Origin of the sequence: Wolbachia endosymbiont of Nilaparvata lugens, assembly GCF_007115045.1 — a bacterium.
Taxonomy (GTDB): domain Bacteria; phylum Pseudomonadota; class Alphaproteobacteria; order Rickettsiales; family Anaplasmataceae; genus Wolbachia.
This window is the reverse complement of record NZ_MUIY01000001.1, coordinates 1,142,802-1,161,044: the sequence shown is the minus strand read 5'-3', so window position 1 is coordinate 1,161,044 and position 18,243 is coordinate 1,142,802. Positions and strand designations below refer to the sequence as shown.

The 18,243-nt window shown below is 34.3% G+C and carries 21 protein-coding genes; 12 read left to right on the top strand and 9 right to left on the bottom strand.

Annotated features, from left to right (window positions below; all coding sequences use genetic code 11):
- A partial coding sequence (locus BWZ41_RS05755) for an efflux RND transporter permease subunit (protein WP_241653932.1) occupies positions 1 to 483 on the bottom strand: 483 nt, incomplete at its 3' end.
- A 161-nt stretch (positions 484 to 644) separates the two neighbouring features.
- Here BWZ41_RS05755 and BWZ41_RS05750 point away from each other — a divergent pair.
- Complete coding sequence (locus tag BWZ41_RS05750; protein WP_143689676.1) at positions 645 to 1,295, top strand: hypothetical protein; 651 nt, start codon at positions 645 to 647, stop codon at positions 1,293 to 1,295.
- A 3-nt stretch (positions 1,296 to 1,298) separates the two neighbouring features.
- Here BWZ41_RS05750 and BWZ41_RS05745 read toward each other — a convergent pair whose 3' ends face one another.
- Positions 1,299 to 2,033 (bottom strand): type I glutamate--ammonia ligase, encoded by a 735-nt coding sequence (locus BWZ41_RS05745; RefSeq protein ID WP_143689675.1) that lies wholly within the window; start codon positions 2,031 to 2,033, stop codon positions 1,299 to 1,301.
- Positions 2,034 to 2,358: 325 nt separating this feature from the next.
- Here BWZ41_RS05745 and dnaA point away from each other — a divergent pair, with 325 nt between their 5' ends.
- Together dnaA and secF are read left to right on the top strand one after the other, a co-directional pair.
- On the top strand, positions 2,359 to 3,741 hold the full coding sequence (dnaA, locus tag BWZ41_RS05740; RefSeq protein ID WP_143689674.1) for a chromosomal replication initiator protein DnaA: 1,383 nt from the start codon (positions 2,359 to 2,361) through the stop codon (positions 3,739 to 3,741).
- Between the two features lie 157 nt (positions 3,742 to 3,898).
- Positions 3,899 to 4,774, top strand: a complete 876-nt coding sequence (secF, locus tag BWZ41_RS05735; RefSeq protein WP_010401100.1) for a protein translocase subunit SecF — start codon at positions 3,899 to 3,901, stop codon at positions 4,772 to 4,774.
- A gap of 5 nt (positions 4,775 to 4,779) precedes the next feature.
- On the opposite strand, the gene BWZ41_RS05730 is transcribed toward secF, so the two are convergent.
- Entirely contained in the window at positions 4,780 to 5,304 is a 525-nt protein-coding gene (locus BWZ41_RS05730) for a TIGR02281 family clan AA aspartic protease (RefSeq protein WP_010401102.1), read from the bottom strand.
- A gap of 113 nt (positions 5,305 to 5,417) precedes the next feature.
- Between BWZ41_RS05730 and yidC the strand changes: the two genes are divergently transcribed.
- The 3 genes from yidC to nusB are packed head-to-tail and all read left to right on the top strand — an operon-like array spanning position 5,418 to position 8,015.
- The gene (gene yidC, locus BWZ41_RS05725; protein ID WP_143689673.1) at positions 5,418 to 7,127 is read left to right on the top strand and encodes a membrane protein insertase YidC; all 1,710 of its coding nucleotides are present in this window, start codon (positions 5,418 to 5,420) and stop codon (positions 7,125 to 7,127) included.
- Positions 7,105 to 7,533 carry a 6,7-dimethyl-8-ribityllumazine synthase gene (locus BWZ41_RS05720; protein WP_143689672.1) on the top strand — a complete coding sequence of 143 codons (429 nt, stop codon included), beginning with the start codon at positions 7,105 to 7,107 and terminating at the stop codon, positions 7,531 to 7,533. The genes yidC and BWZ41_RS05720 overlap by 23 nt, the downstream gene beginning before the upstream one ends.
- Entirely contained in the window at positions 7,533 to 8,015 is a 483-nt protein-coding gene (gene nusB / locus BWZ41_RS05715; protein WP_143689671.1) for a transcription antitermination factor NusB, read from the top strand. The genes BWZ41_RS05720 and nusB overlap by 1 nt, the downstream gene beginning before the upstream one ends.
- 100 nt (positions 8,016 to 8,115) lie before the next feature.
- On the opposite strand, the gene BWZ41_RS05710 is transcribed toward nusB, so the two are convergent.
- Together BWZ41_RS05710 and dut are read right to left on the bottom strand one after the other, a co-directional pair.
- Positions 8,116 to 8,760, bottom strand: coding sequence for a hypothetical protein (locus BWZ41_RS05710; RefSeq protein ID WP_143689670.1), 645 nt, complete (start codon positions 8,758 to 8,760; stop codon positions 8,116 to 8,118).
- A gap of 67 nt (positions 8,761 to 8,827) precedes the next feature.
- Positions 8,828 to 9,289: a dUTP diphosphatase gene (dut, locus tag BWZ41_RS05705; RefSeq protein ID WP_143689669.1), complete on the bottom strand. Its 462-nt coding sequence runs from the start codon at positions 9,287 to 9,289 to the stop codon at positions 8,828 to 8,830.
- Positions 9,290 to 9,970: 681 nt separating this feature from the next.
- Between dut and BWZ41_RS05700 the strand changes: the two genes are divergently transcribed.
- From BWZ41_RS05700 to BWZ41_RS05680, 5 genes are all read left to right on the top strand, one after another.
- Positions 9,971 to 10,249 (top strand): hypothetical protein, encoded by a 279-nt coding sequence (locus BWZ41_RS05700; RefSeq protein ID WP_143689668.1) that lies wholly within the window; start codon positions 9,971 to 9,973, stop codon positions 10,247 to 10,249.
- A gap of 102 nt (positions 10,250 to 10,351) precedes the next feature.
- A complete protein-coding gene (locus BWZ41_RS05695; RefSeq protein ID WP_143689667.1) occupies positions 10,352 to 10,882 on the top strand; it encodes a head-tail connector protein in 531 nt (176 codons plus the stop codon).
- Between the two features lie 351 nt (positions 10,883 to 11,233).
- Entirely contained in the window at positions 11,234 to 11,635 is a 402-nt protein-coding gene (gene gp17 / locus BWZ41_RS05690; protein ID WP_038197678.1) for a tail completion protein gp17, read from the top strand.
- On the top strand, positions 11,610 to 11,999 hold the full coding sequence (locus BWZ41_RS05685; RefSeq protein ID WP_063631250.1) for a phage tail tube protein: 390 nt from the start codon (positions 11,610 to 11,612) through the stop codon (positions 11,997 to 11,999). The genes gp17 and BWZ41_RS05685 overlap by 26 nt, the downstream gene beginning before the upstream one ends.
- A 60-nt stretch (positions 12,000 to 12,059) precedes the next feature.
- On the top strand, positions 12,060 to 12,794 hold the full coding sequence (locus BWZ41_RS05680) for a hypothetical protein (protein ID WP_143689666.1): 735 nt from the start codon (positions 12,060 to 12,062) through the stop codon (positions 12,792 to 12,794).
- 56 nt (positions 12,795 to 12,850) lie between these two features.
- On the opposite strand, the gene BWZ41_RS05675 is transcribed toward BWZ41_RS05680, so the two are convergent.
- The 3 genes from BWZ41_RS05675 to BWZ41_RS05665 all read right to left on the bottom strand — a co-directional run bounded on the left by BWZ41_RS05675 (position 12,851) and on the right by BWZ41_RS05665 (position 16,191).
- Positions 12,851 to 13,222, bottom strand: a complete 372-nt coding sequence (locus tag BWZ41_RS05675) for a holo-[acyl-carrier-protein] synthase (RefSeq protein WP_015587654.1) — start codon at positions 13,220 to 13,222, stop codon at positions 12,851 to 12,853.
- The gene (gene proS / locus BWZ41_RS05670) at positions 13,219 to 14,478 is read right to left on the bottom strand and encodes a proline--tRNA ligase (protein ID WP_143689665.1); all 1,260 of its coding nucleotides are present in this window, start codon (positions 14,476 to 14,478) and stop codon (positions 13,219 to 13,221) included. The genes BWZ41_RS05675 and proS overlap by 4 nt, the downstream gene beginning before the upstream one ends.
- Before the next feature lie 129 nt (positions 14,479 to 14,607).
- Complete coding sequence (locus BWZ41_RS05665; protein WP_143689664.1) at positions 14,608 to 16,191, bottom strand: WH2 domain-containing protein; 1,584 nt, start codon at positions 16,189 to 16,191, stop codon at positions 14,608 to 14,610.
- 507 nt (positions 16,192 to 16,698) lie between these two features.
- Between BWZ41_RS05665 and ltrA the strand changes: the two genes are divergently transcribed.
- The gene (gene ltrA, locus BWZ41_RS05660) at positions 16,699 to 17,955 is read left to right on the top strand and encodes a group II intron reverse transcriptase/maturase (protein WP_177429443.1); all 1,257 of its coding nucleotides are present in this window, start codon (positions 16,699 to 16,701) and stop codon (positions 17,953 to 17,955) included.
- A gap of 72 nt (positions 17,956 to 18,027) precedes the next feature.
- Here ltrA and BWZ41_RS05655 read toward each other — a convergent pair whose 3' ends face one another.
- Positions 18,028 to 18,213, bottom strand: coding sequence for a hypothetical protein (locus tag BWZ41_RS05655; protein WP_143689663.1), 186 nt, complete (start codon positions 18,211 to 18,213; stop codon positions 18,028 to 18,030).
- Between the last annotated feature and the right edge of the window lie 30 nt (positions 18,214 to 18,243).

The window sequence follows — 18,243 nt, the reverse complement described above, 5'->3', positions numbered from 1 at the left end:
AGTCTTGCAAATTTTGATCAAAATAGCCATAATAGAATTATGCAATGTTGTACTAGCAGTCAAGCCAACGTTTAGTATCGGAAATAAGCTCAAGTTTATTTCATTGATTATTGGAGATTCTGCTTCAATAGGTAATTTTGATTTTATGTTTAAAAGCTTTGAACGGACGTTATCGAGCACTTCTTTATTATCATACTCTGTTCTAAATTCGAGTATCATGTGAGCACCATCATTAGTTGCAAAAGCTCTCAATTCTTTTACACCTTCGATGGATCTTAGTTCATTTTCTATAGGAAGCACTAATAGCTTTTCACTATCCTCGACAGAAATACCAGGAAACCCGACAAATACGCTAATTATAGGAATCTGTATATCAGGATTGCTTTCTCTTGGCATTTTTATATAAGTGTATGAGCCGAAGGTAAAAATCACGATAAGCAATAATATTACTGTTCTATTCCTCTCTATAATTAAGCTTTTCATTCCGGACATTATACGTATTTACATCATATTATAGCTAAGATAAATTATATATTAATTAATCCTTATATAGCTTTATGTAAATGATTAAAATTTTTACAATTTTGCAAGCGTAAGAAAATTTCTATATAATATGACTGTAGTATGGTATTTGAGGGATTATTATGGTAGCAGTTTTAAGTGTGACAGAAGGCAAGAATAAAGTGATCGTATCTGGGTTGGTTGGTGTTGCATCAACTTTAGTATTTTTAACAGTGATTCACATTGCTGCAAAGATAGCCATTATAGTTACTGCTGCTGCAGTTACTTACGCATTACTTTCATTGCTTAATAAAGCAGGAGCTAAGTCTGTTAAAACTGATGATATGTCAGAAGATGAAGGGTATAGCAGTGTTGATGAAGGTGAAGAAAAAGATACCGTAAAAGAACCAAAAAGAACTGAAACTGAGCTAGAAGAAGAATTAAAAAATAAAAGAGCAGAAGAAGAAATGAAAAATGGACTACCTAAACATATGGATTTCAAAGGTAATTCACTTTCTAAAAGTGCTGATACTACAGATAGTCATTTCGTTTCTAGTGCTACAAATATTGTTATGGAACCTTTACCTAAACACATGGATGCACTTGGTAATCCACTTCCTGAGCAGCCACCGAGCAACCTTACCAATATAGGGCTTGGATCATCTAAAAGTACGCAGAAACTATCTGCTGTAGACTTGCTATTACGGTATGGGAATGTAAATAATGATGTGAGGAAAGTGCTAGAATGGCCAATTACCTCAAAGGAGTTTAATGGGTTAGGGTTTAACAGGTAGTTGCTATATCAAACTCTCCATCTTATATTGAGGATCAGATGCAATGCCATACACTCTATTTGGCGGAGCAATTTTGTTCTCTATACCAAAAACTATACCTTCAATTATTGCTGTGAGTACTTTTTCAAGGTTACAATCTGCTCCAGGAACACGGTGCTCCAGGCGGCATCTTTTGGAATCGTTGCCAAAATAGGGGATTCTTATTGCAGCAGTTCTGTTATTCACTCCCCAACTAATCGTCGTTGGAGTATGAATATCTGGGTACTGAAATCTTAAATATGAATCATCATTTGGAGCAAAAAACAACATATGTTTTTTCATCATTGCACATAATCCACCTATGCTGTGAATCAGGTGGTCACTATATTTTTGCTTATTGCTATAAAATAAGTTATTATTTGAATCCATGAGGCTAACATGTACATTTAGTGCGCTGCCTGCTCTATCCAAATAAGGTTTTGCTTTAAAAGAAACATTACCATCGAACTCTTGTGCTGTTCCAATCAGTAATTGTTTTGCCAACTCAAAATGCATAATTAAATTATCAGAGCTCGTATAACAGTCACTTTTTATTTCATATTGGTTTAAAGAACTCTCTTTCTCACAAAAAAATCCAAGAGAAGCTATTTTATTTTTGATGCTACTTAGAAATAAATATTCTTTTTTTATTCCCTCAGTGTAAAACTCCAGTTCAATACCGAATACAGTATTATGACTCAAATTACTTAATATAATCACAAATTTACTTCAATAAATTTATATTAAATCAGCTATATTTATACAAGTACTTTACTTATTTATCAGTAAATTTAATATCTTATTTATACATAATATATTACTATTTTTTAATAACATACTTCTAATCCTCGGTACAAGCGACATTTACAAATTGATTGTTTTTATTTCAAAAAATGATCAATTTTAGTGCTTTTATACTCTTTACAACTCGTCAAAAAATCCTCATAATTTTAGGTATATATTAAGTAGTGTTAGCTTTTTATCTTACAGTAAGCTATTGATTATCTTGCATCTTTCTGATTATTGTTCTTTCTTGGTGTGGTATATGAACTTAACTAACCCTAAGGTTTCTACTATGTTTTTTGATCAGATTATTACAGTAACGGACCACAATGTTACTTGGGAAAAAATCCAAAATTATCTCCATAATCTTTATGGAGAGGCAACATATAACAGCTGGCTGAGTTCACTAAGATTTATCAGCAACAGAAATGGAGAAGTTTTGTTGTCTGTACCAACAAGATTTATAAAGGAGTGGATTACAGTTCACTACATGGAAAAAATATTGTCATTATGGCAAAGCGAAGACCAAAGTGTATGTTCTATTGATATTCAATTAATTGAAGAAAGAAATTCAAATTCTAATACGATACTAAAAAATAGAGAGGAAAATAATCATAATCTTGGTTCACCACTGGATCCCAGATTCAGTTTTGATAATTTTGTGGTAGGAAAGTCAAATGAATTAGCATTTACAGCGGCAAAGCGTGTAGCGGAATCTATAGATCCAATATCAGGCAGCAATCCTTTATTTCTATATGGTGGAGTGGGACTTGGTAAAACACATTTAATGCATGCTATAGCTTGGGATATAGTTAATTCTCTATCAGCAAAGAGAAAAGTAGTATATTTATCGGCAGAGAAATTCATGTATCAATATATTACAGCGCTGCGAAGTAAAGATATTATGTTATTTAAAGAACAATTTAGATCAGTAGATGTATTGATGGTAGATGATGTACAATTTATCAGTGGTAAAGATAGTACACAAGAAGAATTTTTTCACACTTTCAATGCATTGATAGATCAAAATAAACAATTGGTTATATCAGCTGATAGATCTCCTAGTGATCTTGATGGAGTAGAGGAGAGAATAAAATCACGACTTGGTTGGGGATTAGTTGCAGATATCAATGAAACAACTTTTGAATTAAGACTTGGTATATTGCAGGCCAAAGTGGAGCGAATGAATATTTATGTTCCAAAAGATGTCCTAGAATTTTTAGCAAGGAATATAAAATCCAATATAAGAGAACTAGAAGGAGCATTAAATAAGGTTGCTCATACTTCGTTAATTGGAAGAAGTATGACAGTAGAATCAGCTAGCGAGACCCTAATAGATCTTCTTAGATCGAATCATAGGTCAATCACAATAGAAGAGATACAAAAGAAAGTAGCTGAATTTTTTAACATAAAGGTTGCAGATATGCAATCTAATAGAAGGCTCCGTAGTCTTGCGAGGCCGAGACAAATAGCTATGTATTTCGCAAAGAAGTTTACGCAAAAAAGTTTACCAGATATTGGAAGAAATTTTGGTGGTAGAGATCATGCTACTGTTATACACGCAGTCAAACAAGTGGAAAATTTCATAAGAACTGACCCAAAATTTGCTGATGAAATCAATCGATTAAAAAAGATGTTTAAGTAGCACTTTATTAATGACAACCAGGCTGTTTTCATTTTTTTGATCAAATATCTTTTTCAAGTAGATTAAGTAAATCAAAGATCATTATTAGTATAAGCTAAGAGAAAATAGCTAGTCGATTGCTTAAAAAGTATATAAAATCACAATTTAAGTAGGAAATATGGCAATTAGACTTATTCCAGATAATCTTGATATAAAATTTAGTAAATATAGAAATTTGACAGCACTTGTTAGCGTTATTCTTATCATTTTTTCAATGCTTACTTTTATGCTGCGAGGAATGAATTTGGGTATAGACTTTACAGGTGGAATTTTGATAGAGATAAAATCTTCAAGCAAGGATGATGCTATTCTCGGTATATTAAAAGAGAGTGGATTTACGATACAGAGTTCAAAAGCTGGTGATAACTTAGTTGTGCGGTTTAAAGATGAGGGAGATGAAGATAAAATTAAAAAGGTTAAAAGTATATTAGAGAGCAAATTAGGTAATTTAGTAACTTATCGCAAAATAGATTATGTTGGTCCACAAATAGGCTCAACGCAGATATTTGAAGGGATATCAGCCATGTTAATTGCAATTATTGGAATATTTTTTTATGTTTGGCTTAGATTTAACTGGCAGTGTGGACTTGGTGGAATAATGGCACTGATCCATGATGTGATTTTAACTCTTGGCTTTATCAGTTTAACGAGTATTGAGTTTAATATTTCATCAGTTGCAGCTCTCCTTACCGTAATTGGCTACTCAATCAATAACTCAGTGGTTATATATGATCGGATTCGAGAGTATCAAAAAAGTGGAAAAAATGCAAAAATAGGTGAAGTAGTTGATGCCAGCATTAATTCGACGCTATTTCGCACTATGTTAACTTCAGGTACTACTCTTCTTGCCGCTCTTCCTTTAGTGCTGATTTGTACAGGTGTGGTCAGAGACTTCTGCTTAATCATTTCTTTTGGCATTGCAATCGGCACCTGTTCCGCAATATTTATCTCTGCTCCTATATTGACCTGCAGAGCGTTGATAAGTAGAGTATAGAACGTTTAACTACGATATAATATTAGCTTGTTATCCCTAATAGTGAAATGAAAATATCTCAAAAAGCTCATACCAAGTAATGAATGGGACATAGAGTGAGTATTAACACTAGCGTGCACATCATTAATTAAAAAATTTCCTATTTTAACTTGAGGTATTTGAACCACTCCAGCTTTTATTTGACCTTTTGCAGTTTCATATATTTTAAAGTCTTGAATGTTTTGTAAGTTAATACCAGCATGTAACGCATCTTTTTGCGATAGAACAATATCAGTTGCTCCGGTATCAAGCAAAAACGTTATATTACGATCATTGACTTGAGCTTGAATATAAAAGTGTCCATCGTATGATTTTGTAAATTCAATACTTCCGCCATTTTGAACCCTTCCTTTGTACGGTAGAAAAGTGCTCAGAAACCTATTGCTTAGTTTATCCCCTTGTGAATCAATAAACATTGCAGTAATGACTATTATCAGTAGCCAAATAACTAGATTTTTTGCTGCATTCATATTATTAAAATTTGAAGCCATAAGAGTAAATTTTTAAGATTAGCGTTAAAAGCTATTATTAAAAATAAGTAAATTTTATTGTTTTAGTACAATATTTAATATATACTTTAAGGAGGTATGTTCGATTTAATTTCATGTCAGAAGCAAAAAATTTAATTTTAGCAACAATTCTTTCTATATTAATTATAGTATTATGGCATATTATTTATGATAATTTTCTTCACACGAGCCAAAGCCAACCATCGATTGAAAATATTGAACATATCGAATCTTCTAACGACCTTGCTCCTATAGTACACCAAAATCGTTCTGAAATTATTAACTTTACTCGAGAACAGAGAGTTAAATTAACCAATAACATGCTTGAAGGGTCAATTTTTCTGAAAGGTGCAAGGTTTGATGACTTAATTTTAACTAACTACCACTTAGAACCGAGTTCTTCTTCTCCACAAGTGGTGTTACTGTCACCTGCAGAATCAAAAGATGTATATTTCGCAGAATTTGGGTGGCTCGATCCGAATGAAAAGATTAAAGTTCCAGATTCTAAAACAGTCTGGCAAGCAGATAAACTCAATCAAAAAGAGGTCAATTTATTTTGGGATAATGAAAATGGCATTTTATTTAGAATGAAAATTAGCCTTGACGATAACTACATGTTTAAAGTTGAGCAAATTATTGAAAATAATACAAAAGATAATGTAGTTTTGGTTCCCTATGGTAAAATTAATCGTAAACGTGATAACATTAACGAATCCTATTGGATATCACATGAAGGAGTACTAGGTGCATTTAACAATAAGCTAGAGGAGTGGACATATAAGGATATTTCTAAGAAGCGTTTAATAAAGGCAAGCACGAGTGAAAAAAATTGGTTTGGTTTTGCTGATAAATACTGGCTTACAGCCATCATACCTGAGAAATCAGATAAAATAAATGTGAGCATTAAACACACGAATGTTAATAACATTGATAAGTTTCAAGCAGATTTTGTTAGACCTTACACACACATACTCCCTGGTACAAGTGCTTCTACTCTGAACTACTTTTTTGCTGGGGCAAAGAAATTGAATTTACTTGATTCTTATAAAGACACTCTCAATATACCTTTGTTTGATAAGGCTGTAGATTTTGGTGTTCTTTATTTTATAACCAAGCCGGTGTTTTTGCTGCTTGAATATTTTAACTTTGTTTTGAAAAATTTTGGCTTAGCAATATTATTGCTAACTTTAGTAATCAAACTTTTGATGCTTCCCTTATCTAATAGATCATATATTTCGATGTTCAAGGTGAAAAGCCTGCAGCCTGAATTAACTCGTATAAAAGAGTTGTACAAAAATGACAGCTTAAAGCAGCACAAAGAGACAATTGCGTTGTTCAAGAGAAACAATGTAAATCCAATGTCGAGCATTTTCCCTATGCTCATACAAATACCAGTATTTTTTGCTCTGTATAAAGTATTATTTGTTACTATAGAGATGAGACACGCCCCTTTTTATTTATGGATTAAGGATCTTTCAGCTTCTGATCCAACAAACATTTTTACATTATTTGGGTTGTTTAATTATAACTTTCCTATTTCTATAGGCATTTTACCTATAATTTTCGGTGCTACCATGATAATTCAGCAGAAGCTAAGTGAGAACGATCAAACCAGTAAAGATGATATTCAAGTAAATGTTATGAAGTTTTTACCTTACATTTCTGTCTTTATCTTTTCTTCTTTTCCTGCAGGCCTCGTAATATATTGGATATTTAGTAATATCATAACTTTAATTCAGCAATCTTTAATAAAGTTCTTCTTAACAAGAAAAATTGGGATAAATGTCGAAAATACTAATAGTTAATTCAATTTATTATACTGAAATAGCAGACCTTTTGCTTAAAGGTGCAGTCGATAGATTAAAAGAAGGTCATGCAAGCTATGACATGATTGAAGTTCCTGGTGCATTTGAGATACCATCTGCAATTCTTTTTGCGGTCAAAAGCAAGAATGCTAATTATGACGGTTATTTAGCTCTTGGATGCGTGATTCGCGGTGAAACTGATCATTATAAATACGTTTGTAAAGGAGTAATCGAAGGCTTAAATGAAGTTATTATGCATTATGCAATACCCCTTGGTATGGGCGTAATTACCGCTGACAGCAAAGATAAAGCACTAATTAGAGCTGACAAAAATAAAAAGAACGTTGGTGGCCATGCAGCCTCAACTGTTTTGCATATGATAGATCTACACAATAAATTAAAATAATGGAGGAAAAACCAGTAGATAAAAAGTGGCGCATAAAAAGAAGTACGGCAAGGTTTCTTGCTGTACAAATTGCTTATTCAAATATTTTTGTAAGTTACAACAAAAGCACTTTTAAATTGGAAAATTGTGAACTTAAAGATTACACAACTAAGTTAGAGGACATATTTGAATGCAAAGAATATGATCATCAGTTCTTAGAAAACTTGTTATGTAAGGTTATAAAAAGCAGTGAAGAATATGATAAAATAATAGAGTCTTATTTACACCCAAGCTGGTCACTTTCACGATTAAATCTTATAAGCTTATCTATTTTGCGTATTGCAGTATGTGAGTTAATTGATTTTGATACACCAGCACCAATTGTTATTAATGAATATACTAACATTGCATCTGATTTACTTGATGCTCCAAACAAAATTGGCTTTATTAATGGGTTGTTAGATAAGGTAAAGGATGCAGTCAGACTAAATAAAAATCCTTAGCAAATTTCTTATAAGTATGTGAATATCTATTTTTTGAGATAGTTTCTACAATAAGTTTAAGTAACCTAACACTAAAAAATGAAGGGAAGACTTATTCCTTTTATACTTGGCTGATTAATAATCTTTCTGACTTTTCGTGTTCAACTTTTGGTGAATTAATAATTGAGCTTGGCACAAATTTGATGGTTACTTCTTTAGCATCATTTTCCTCAACTCCTAAACCTAACGTTTCTAACTCCTGTCCGCAATTTATCTCTTCAAATATACCATCACTATTCTTCTTGTATAGCTGATATAGATCAAGGAGTTTAGTGTTGCCAAGCAAGATTGGATCAGGATTACCAATATATTTGATCTGACCATAACTCTCAGCTTTGAATACTTCGCCTTTTGAGTTAGTAAAATCTATAGTATATTCACCATTTTCGTTCTTATAGTTCTTTTCAATAAATTCAAGATCTTTATTTGTTACCTGCAACATCAGGTATCTTTGAAAGCTACCAGCAACAATTCTCGGAGCTTTAAGCTCAGATATTTCATTGTTTTTGATGATGGAATATGTTACTGAAGCAATCAGTGCAACGGTAACAGTTGCAAGTAGATTTATTCCAATTGGCCCTATCATAGAAGCTGAAGACATCCAACATGGAACTGAAAGTGTTGTTGCTGCACCTATGACACATAGAGAAGTAAGTACTATAAGTACAATGTTTGTTTTTTGAAGATAGTTCTTAGAAGTTAACATAATATCTCATTTAAATAAGTTGAAGTAATATGTAAAAAATTATTATTGTCAACTTATAAACAATAAATTATCTACCACTTGAGCCAAAACCCCCTTCATTGCGGACGGTTTCTCCTGTGTAGAACTCTTCTCTGTCATCCCAAATTACTTGAGATACAGGAGTGATGAGGATTTGTGCGATTCTATCTCCTCTTTTTATTTCATATGGCTGATTACTTAGATTGATTAGGCAAACTTTAACTTCACCTCGATAATCGGAGTCTATAGTGCCCGGAGAATTTAAGACAGTGATTCCATGTTTTGCAGCAAGCCCAGAACGTGGGCGGATTTGCCCCTCAAAACCGTTTGGTATTGCAATCACAATTCCAGTTGGAACAAGTAATCTCTCAAGTGGATTTAAAACATCAGAGTCATTCAATGCAGCATAAAGATCCATACCAGCACTCTGCGTAGTTGCATAACATGGAAGAGACAAGTCTTCTCCGTGTGATAACTTTTTTATTTCTACTTTAATTTTGTCTCTTTGCATTTTTATTCACCAGTTATGAAAATTTGATTGTAGCATGTAAATTATGCCTGTAAAAGATAAGAAAACTACTTGACAAATATTGCCAACTTTCCTTATTATGACACTAATGGTATTTATGACTCAAAACTTGTTTTTGACCTGCAGGCTCAATAACAAAAATTCAGTAAAAAACTTAAGGTACTTATTGGCGGATTACATAAAATTATAGCGGCTGCATGTCTTTTTTATTTTTTCTACATTCAGCCAAAACGCGCTTATTTTAAGCGTTAGCACATTATTACAGCGCCAGTTTAAATTATTATAGGGTCAAACTCACTAAGTGGGGATCCTTTTGCCTTTTTTATAATTAGTAAATTTATTAATATTTTGGATTAGTGAGGAGTCCTATAGAGATAGCACTTGATGCTGGAATCCAGCCTTTCTGCAATCTCATCGAAAACGTTGTACCACCTTTCTATGCTAGTTTGCTTGTGAGCAACATGGATCCCAGTGTCTGGGCACTGGGATGACAAAAAAGGGGTACTTGAATGACAGTAAAGAGTATCAGGATGATAGGATTTACGCTATAAAGCGAACCGATTTGGTGTGCTGATTTTGTTTGCAGTTTCATAGTACGAATTTTTTACTTCGGTAGTTTTTTTATTGTCATTATAATTACAAGAATAGTTGAGGCCAATTAATATGAAAACTTTTGCAAAAAATTTTAAAGGTAAGGAAAGAAAGCTAGAAGAGTTCAATGAAGAAATAGAAGACATAGCAGCTGCGGCTCAAGATAAGTTTGCGCATGAACTTGAAAACATCTCATATGAAAGTGTGCAGAAATTTCGCAGTCCACTTGCTAAAGAGCTAAACTTCACTTTCAATAACATTCATTCTCAGAATGTCAATCTACTAAAATCCGTCCTAAAAAAAGGAGAAACAGCGTTAATACGTTCTCTTCTCAATATACTTGTACGATAGAGTTGCTGCTGCAATTTAATATTAAGTGATAACTAAAATAAGTAAGATTTTTTATAGATAAGTCTTACTTATTTTAGCTATATATAGAAAAGGAGGGTTGTTATGTCAACAAGACTAAAGTATCCAATCATAAATATACAACGTAAGTCTAATCCTAAATCTTTTCCAGTAACTTTAGGAGAGGTTAAATCTTTTCTACGAATTAAAAATGATCAAGATGATAAGTTGATTTCAAGTTTTATTTTTATGGCAACTGATTATGCTCAGTGGCATATGGAAAAGTCTCTAGTAAAGCAAACGTGGCAAGTTTCATATGAAGGTTATATACCTCGTAGAATATATTTAAGCTATGGTCCTGTGAATAAAATAATATTGGCTACTGATAAGAATAGAAAACTTAGTTATTATTTTAGTGATATAGGAAGCTATATTGAATTTTTCAATTATTTGAACATAATAAGGGCTGATGTTGTATACGAAGCTGGCTATGACAGCGTTCCTGAGCAAATAAAGCTAGGTATTATGCAGCATGTTTCTGCTCTCTATAAAAATCGTGAATCAGAAGTAAGTAGCCATTTATCTGAGGTAAAGAAGGTGTATTCTCCATTTCGCGAACCAAAGGTTGTTTTGTAGTTCCTGTTTGTCATTCAATAGCAGATACAACAGATGGTGTCATCCGAGTAGCCCCTTCGATATCATCTCAGTGCTTAGACACTGGGATCCAGTTTTTTCATGATCATCAAAACGTTGTATTTTAAAATAAAACGGCTACTTTTATGCTTACCAACTTAATAAAATTCCTGGATCCCAGTGTCAAGCACTGGGATGACAAGAAAGAGCTACTGGAACGACATCATTATAAAGTGAACCAGTGTCTGGGGATGGGATGACATCTTCTTGACAGATAATGTTCGTACAGTAAGCACTAGGATGATACCATCTGTTGTACCTGCAAATTGCAATCTTCGTAACCGTATCTGTGAGATGGAAAAAATTCAAATTATAAATGAGTTGTATAATAGTATTTATGCAGCATTAAAAGCAAACTCTGACTTAAAGAAATATGTTACTAACATCTATGATTACCTGCCTAAGCAGGTTACTATTCCTTATCTGAGATTGCGCATAGTAAATTATGTTAACCTGCATATGCTATCTAATTTTGCTACAAAAGTAAGATTTTCATGCGACATATATACTTATCATATAAGCAGTATGCTTGCTGCTATAAAGCATGTTAGCTTGGTGGTAAAGAGCATTAGTAGTGAGACCATTTTGGAAAGTAATTGTGCTATGAATCAGCATGATGAAGTTTTACATTCAACAATTAATTTTGATATTTTAATACAAGGAGGTAGCGATGAGCAAATTACAGCTGAAAATTAAAGGTCATGACAATAATTTTGTTGTGCTGAATAATATACGAAACTTAAGGTTTACTTTGCGTAATAACAAAGAAGAGATGAAAGATATTTCCTCTTTTGGCTGGAGAAAAGTGCTTGATTGTGCTGGAAGTAGAAAGATTACAATAAAAATTAATGGCATTTTAAATTCAGTATTGGCTGATGAATTATTGCGTAATTCTGCAATGTTAAACTCTAATAATGATTATGAGATTAGTTTTGATGCTAAGGAGAAAATAAAACTCAGGTGTTCGGTTGAATTGTATGAGAGATATTATGATCCTGCCACTTTTGACAGCTTCACTGTAGTTTTAGCCAGTGCTGAAGTTGTGAACACTTTTCATTAGTGTTAATTTAATTTTTTCATATACAATAATAATAAGTGGGAATAAATTAAAAAAAAATTTATGAACGATGAGGATCTTTTCAAAGAAGGCGATGATAATGTTGAAGAGAATAGCGATGACAAAAGAGAAAGGAATTTGAAGAATGAAAATCAGCTTGAAGAGCAGTGCAAAGAGTATTTAAAACCTTTTGAGGATATTTTAAGTCAAATTGATGAAGGAGTTGATAATTTAGATAGCTACGAAAGGACTATGCAAGTAAAGCGAAGTATAGATAGGCTCATAGAAACCTTATATAGCCAAGCAGCATCTGAGGATATTGATGTAGAACTTGAAACCACAAAGCACACTCGCGATAAATCAGAGTCCAAGAAAAGAGTTCTGGAAAAGAGAAGAAAACAATTGATGGAAGAGATCTTAAGTGCTCAACAACAAAAGGAGCTAATGAATAATAGGCAAAAACATGAAGCAGTAAGTGATAGGGATGTTCAGAAGGCAAAAGCACGAATGAAGTCTTCAATTAGGGGAGTGTTGTTTTCAGTTATTGCTCATAGAATGGATCCAAGAAGGAGGGCAGGGGAAACTGCTGATGATAATGAAAAGCAAGCTCGTATATATGGTAGGGAAGCAGTTGGTGGAGCTCTAGGTGCACTTCTGAAAGCATTTTTAACCGCAGTTACTGCCGTTGTACGCGAAATTGCTAAACCACTTCAACATATGAATACACAAGAGACGTCTTTTGCAAAACAAGTTGAAGAAAGCAGAAACCAGGACTCACAAAAAGGTCGATCTGTGTAGGTCAAAGTATAATTTCAAAAAAAATTTTTGAAATCATATGTACTAAACAATATCTACTAAACGCAAATTACAACAAACGCAGTAGCATAATCTTGATCATCACTTAGAGAAAGGTGTATCTTGTAGTCTTTTGAGATGAAATCCTTTGTGATAGCAAGATGTGGTTTTCCCCTGATATTACTGTATATTTCTATATCTTTCATTATAATTCCCTGGCTGAATCCAGTGCCTAGCGCTTTAACAAAAGCTTCCTTTGCAGCAAAGCGTTTAGCAAAATATTTTGCTCTTACTTCTTGGCTATTATATTTTTTGCTTATCTCTATCTCCTTCTTAGTATAGACTTTATTGAGAAATTTTTCCCCGTATTTTTGTGATATTCTCAATATTCTGGGTATATATACTATGTCAGTGCCAATACCGTATATCATTTTGCGCTAAAACGATTTATTGCTTCTTCAACTTGTATTTCCTCTACCTCTCCAGTTGCCCTATTTTTTACTTCAACTATATTTGAAGTTACTGCTTTCTTTCCAATAATTATTTGCCACGGCAAGCCTATCAGATCCATTCTGGCAAATTTTACTCCTACACTTTCGTCCGTATCATCGTAAAGCACTTCATCGCTTTTCAAAGCTTTGTATATTTTATCTGCAGCCTCCGTTATTTTTGTTTGTAAATTGATCAAACCAACTTTAAAAGGAGCTACTGCCTCTGGCCAGATAATTCCTTTATCATCATGGAAAGCTTCTATTATTGCGCCAACAAGCCTTGAAACTCCAATACCATACGAACCCATATGCATGTTAACATTTTTTCCATCTTGAGAAGTAACACTTGCCTTCATAGGTTTCGAATATTTATCACCAAAATAAAAAATATGCCCTATTTCAATACCCTTGCTAACATTTAACTGTTCTTGCGGTATAGGACAAATTTTAGGATCATGCATATCGTCTGCAACTGCATATATGCTCTTCAGGCTTTCAATATCTTCGCTTTCTAGTAATTCAAAAAGTTTATTGTCATAATATAGAGTGCTCTCACCGGTGTTTGCCAATATATGAAATTCATGACTTAAATTTCCTCCAATTGGTCCTGTATCTGCCCTCACTCCAATTGGAGTAAGCCCCATTCGTTTGAAGATTTTTATGTAAATTTTATACATCAAATTATACGAATTCAGTGCACCTTCGTAATCTACATCAAAACTGTATGCATCCTTCATCAGAAATTCCCTGCCTCTCATAACGCCATAACGAGGTCTTACTTCGTCACGAAACTTCCACTGAATTTGATATAAACAAAGTGGTAAATCTTTGTAACTTTTTACCGTATTTCTAATCAAATCAGTTACCACCTCCTCATGTGTTGGACCAAAAAGCATATCGCTTTCATGCCTATCTTTAATACGTAGCATTTCTTTGCCGTAATCATCGTAACGTCCTGACTCTTGCCAAAGACTTGCTGGCTGCACACAAGGCATTAACACTTCAATCGCACCAATTTCATCTCTGATAATATTTTCAATATTTTTAAGTACCAAAAGACCAAGCGGCAGCCAAGAATAAATTCCAGATGCTGTCTGCTTGATTAAGCCCGCACGTAACAAATATTGATGAGAAATAATTTCAGCACCAGCAGGGGTTTCTTTTAAAGTTGGCAGGTAATATTGAGATAAACGCATTTGATAAATCTGATTGTACTAAGTAATCTTAGTACAATCAGACCTGTAGGTAAACTTATTTAAAGTGTGTTGTGCCTACTTTGAGCTCATAGCCTTTGTTTTCTGCATAAAACTTTGAAATCAGCCACTTCACACTTTTGCAGCAAATATTTCCCTGCGCTCGTTCAAAGGAAGAGTATATGGGTCTTGCACCTCATTACTCACTTGGTCTGCACCACTTCCTTTTGTTGTAGAAGGAGAAGCACCTTTCTCCTTTTTCTCCTGTCTCACCTCTTGTCTTGTCTTATCAAGGTTGATGCAAGGTATAGAATATGGTTCTGTATCCCAATCGCCATAATCAGGTGCATTACCACTGTTGCTCGATAAATTATTAATAGGGCTATTTAGTAATGGATTTGTACTGAACATTATATTATGTAATGCTGTTGATTCGTTTAGCCGTTGTACGTGGTTCTTTAGCTCTTTATTGGACGTGTTATTTGGTTCTATAAGTGATCCTTCCAAACTATAAAGAGAATCATCTCGTTCCTCTAAGGAATCTAGCTGTTCATATTGACAATACATTTCCTTTCTTCGTCCTAGAACTGTTCTTTTCAAATGATCATCCATATAATCTCCTTGTTGCATACTCTCGCTATTGCTTGGCTCTTTGTCAGTTTTTTGACTTTCAACTTTCCTTATTGGACCTGTAGTAGTATCACTATTGCTATGTTCAAGCTTTTTTGCCTCCTGTGAATCACTATTTTGTGATTGATTTTGATTTAGCGATTGTACGCCGTTCTCTTGCTTCCCAGGAGTACTTTCCTCCTCTTTTTTTTGAGGTATTTTCAAATCATCCTTAGGAAGATAATTTTTCTCTTCATCTGGAACTTTTTTCAAAGTACGAGGTTGTCTAATCGCTGCAAGTAGATCGCTTCGAGCATCCACTGAGGTATTAGATTGTTTTTGCTGCACATTTTTTTGGTTAGCATCACTAGGACTACTTTTTCTTGTTACCCTTGGTGCTGTAGACAGATCGTTTGATTTCACATGTGGCAGAGGAGGTGGTGGCGGTGTACTGGGTGTTCCAGACATTTTTGGAGATGATATAGTAGTATTGCTGTGTTCCAAGCTTTCTGTTTCTTTCTGCAATTCACTATATTGTGATTGTTTTCTACCAGGATCAACTCCTTTCTCGCTGTTTATTGCAGAAATGTGTGAATTGATAAGATATACAGCTGAGCTCAACATAACCAATGCAGAAACAGAAGCAATAACTGCAAAAAGCACTGGTACTGCAACACCACTTGATACAGCCGAAATCATAAAATACGTGCATACTCCAGCTACAGCACCTGATGTAAATAATAACAAAATAGCAATTGAATATTTTAAGCCAGTTGCCTTTTTTTGTTCTGCTACAGATGACTTTTGATTTTCACTATCAGACTGTACACCATTATGTTGTCCAGTCATAGGTTTTTTCGGCACAACCTGTTTAGTATTGCTTCTGTCATTTTTAGTTTTGTCACTCGCATTATCTTCTTCTTTATGACTGAGCGCTATTTCTGGATTCTTAACATGAATACTATTCTTGCTTCCTTCTTTATCTGCAGTTTTGTCACTCGCATTATTTTTTTCTTGTATTTTCTTAAATATTGCTCTCTCTTCAAAATTTAAAGGTGATTGTTGAACAGGACTCTTAGATTGACGGTGTGCTGCAGTAACAAACAAAGTAATGTTTGTGAGAAGCTTTATTGAAGATGAAGGAAGGTCCTTCGAAGTCGGTTTTCAGGAGCAGGTTTCAAACCACCTTAAGTGGCTCTATTTAAGAGATAGGGTCATAAGCGTTAAGGAAAAATCAGCGTAAGAGCTGGAAGGTGTGGATCAGAAAGGCGAACGTAAGTGAACCACTGATGAACGTGTCGAAAAGGGAAGTGAACATCGAAAGGAGGAGTGAGTCGTTCTCCTCTTAATGAGCTTACAAGAAACCTGATTACTGTGTAGGTGGTGTTCGGCATAAAGGTGGCGCGAGTCTGATCTGGGCTTTAATAAGGAACTGCAGGAACCAGTCGATTTGATGAAAAGCGAGATAAGCAAGAGGCTAATCCTCAAGCTTTAGAGTAGCAATGCAAATCACTGGGGCGGATCAACTTGTAGTAGTGAAGAAGTGGTTGTAATGACTATGGAGCGAAGGGGTTGAGCTAGTCGACTTTAGTAAATCATTCAACTTGAAGGAGGATGAAAATGATTGAACGAACAAAGCCTTTTGATATACCGAAATCTCTAGTGTTTTCGGCTTATAAAAAAGTTAAAGAAAACAGAGGAGGAGCAGGTATTGATGATCTAACAATTGAAAAGTTTGATCAAGACTTAAGCAAGAACCTTTACAAGCTATGGAATAGGCTATCTTCTGGTAGTTATTTTCCACCAGCAGTCAAGGCTTGTGATATAATTAAGACAGAAGGAGGAACAAGGACACTTGGGATACCAACTGTTGCCGATCGTATAGCACAGGAAGTGGTGAGAAGTGTTTTAGAACCAGAACTTGAGAAGGTATTTGATGAGGATTCATATGGTTATAGGCCAAATAAGTCAGCATTAGATGCCATAGGAAAAACGAGAAGGCGATGCTTCGACCAAGATTGGTTAATAGAGTTCGACATCAAGGGAATGTTTGACAACATAGACCACAATCTACTGATGAAAGCAGTCAGAAAGCATACCACAAATAAGTGGGTTCTCTTATATATACAAAGATGGCTAAGTGCAGAGATACAGCAAAAAGATGGGACAAAAATAAAGCGTCTCAGTGGGGTGCCGCAAGGGGGTGTAGTAAGTCCTATCTTAAGCAACCTATTTATGCACTACAGCTTTGATATGTGGATGAGAAGAGAATATCCAAGTGTAAAGTGTGCAAGATATGCTGATGATGGTGTTATACATTGTGTAAGCAAGAGTCAAGCACAACTAATTCTTGGTCAACTTGAACAGAGACTGAAGATTTGCAAATTGGAAATAAAACATACGAAGACCAAAATTATCTATTGTCAAGATGGAAAACGAAGGGATAATCATGAGAATGTATCATTTACATTTCTTGGATATGAATTTCGAAAAAGACTTGTACGAAATAGAAAAGATAGTAGTCTGTTTGTAAGCTTTACTCCAACTGTAAGTAAAGAAAGTCTGAACAAGATGAAGAAAGAAATTAGAAGCTGGAAATTTGCTAGAAGAACAAACTTGGAAATAGAAGATATATCACGAATATGTAATCCAATCCTGAGAGGATGGTTTAACTATTACGGGAAGCATCATATAACTGCACTAGATAGCATAATAAGAATGTTTAATAGGAAACTCAGAAAGTGGTTCCAGACAAAGTACAAAAAGCTGAGAGGACACAAAACCAAAGCAGCTAAGGTACTAGAAAGAACTGCAAAGAGCAGACCAAGTCTGTTTGTGCACTGGAAATTGAGTATAGGGTTAGGGCAATGACTAGTGGGAGCCTTATGAAGCGCGAGTTTCACGTAGGGTTCTGGAAGGGGCCAGGAGGGAAGTTCTCCTGGTCTACTCTCCTTTTTTTGGTTCAGTGCGACTGCTATTTTCTGATGCAATACTACCAGAAGTTTTTCCATTTTTATCGTTATTTTCCGCTTGCCTACAATTTTTTACCCAACCTGTAGATGATAGAGGCGGGGGAGGTGGCGGAGCTGATGCAGGTATGTTATTATCAGATAAATCATTAGTAAGCATTTTTCTTCCTCATTATTAATATTATACTAA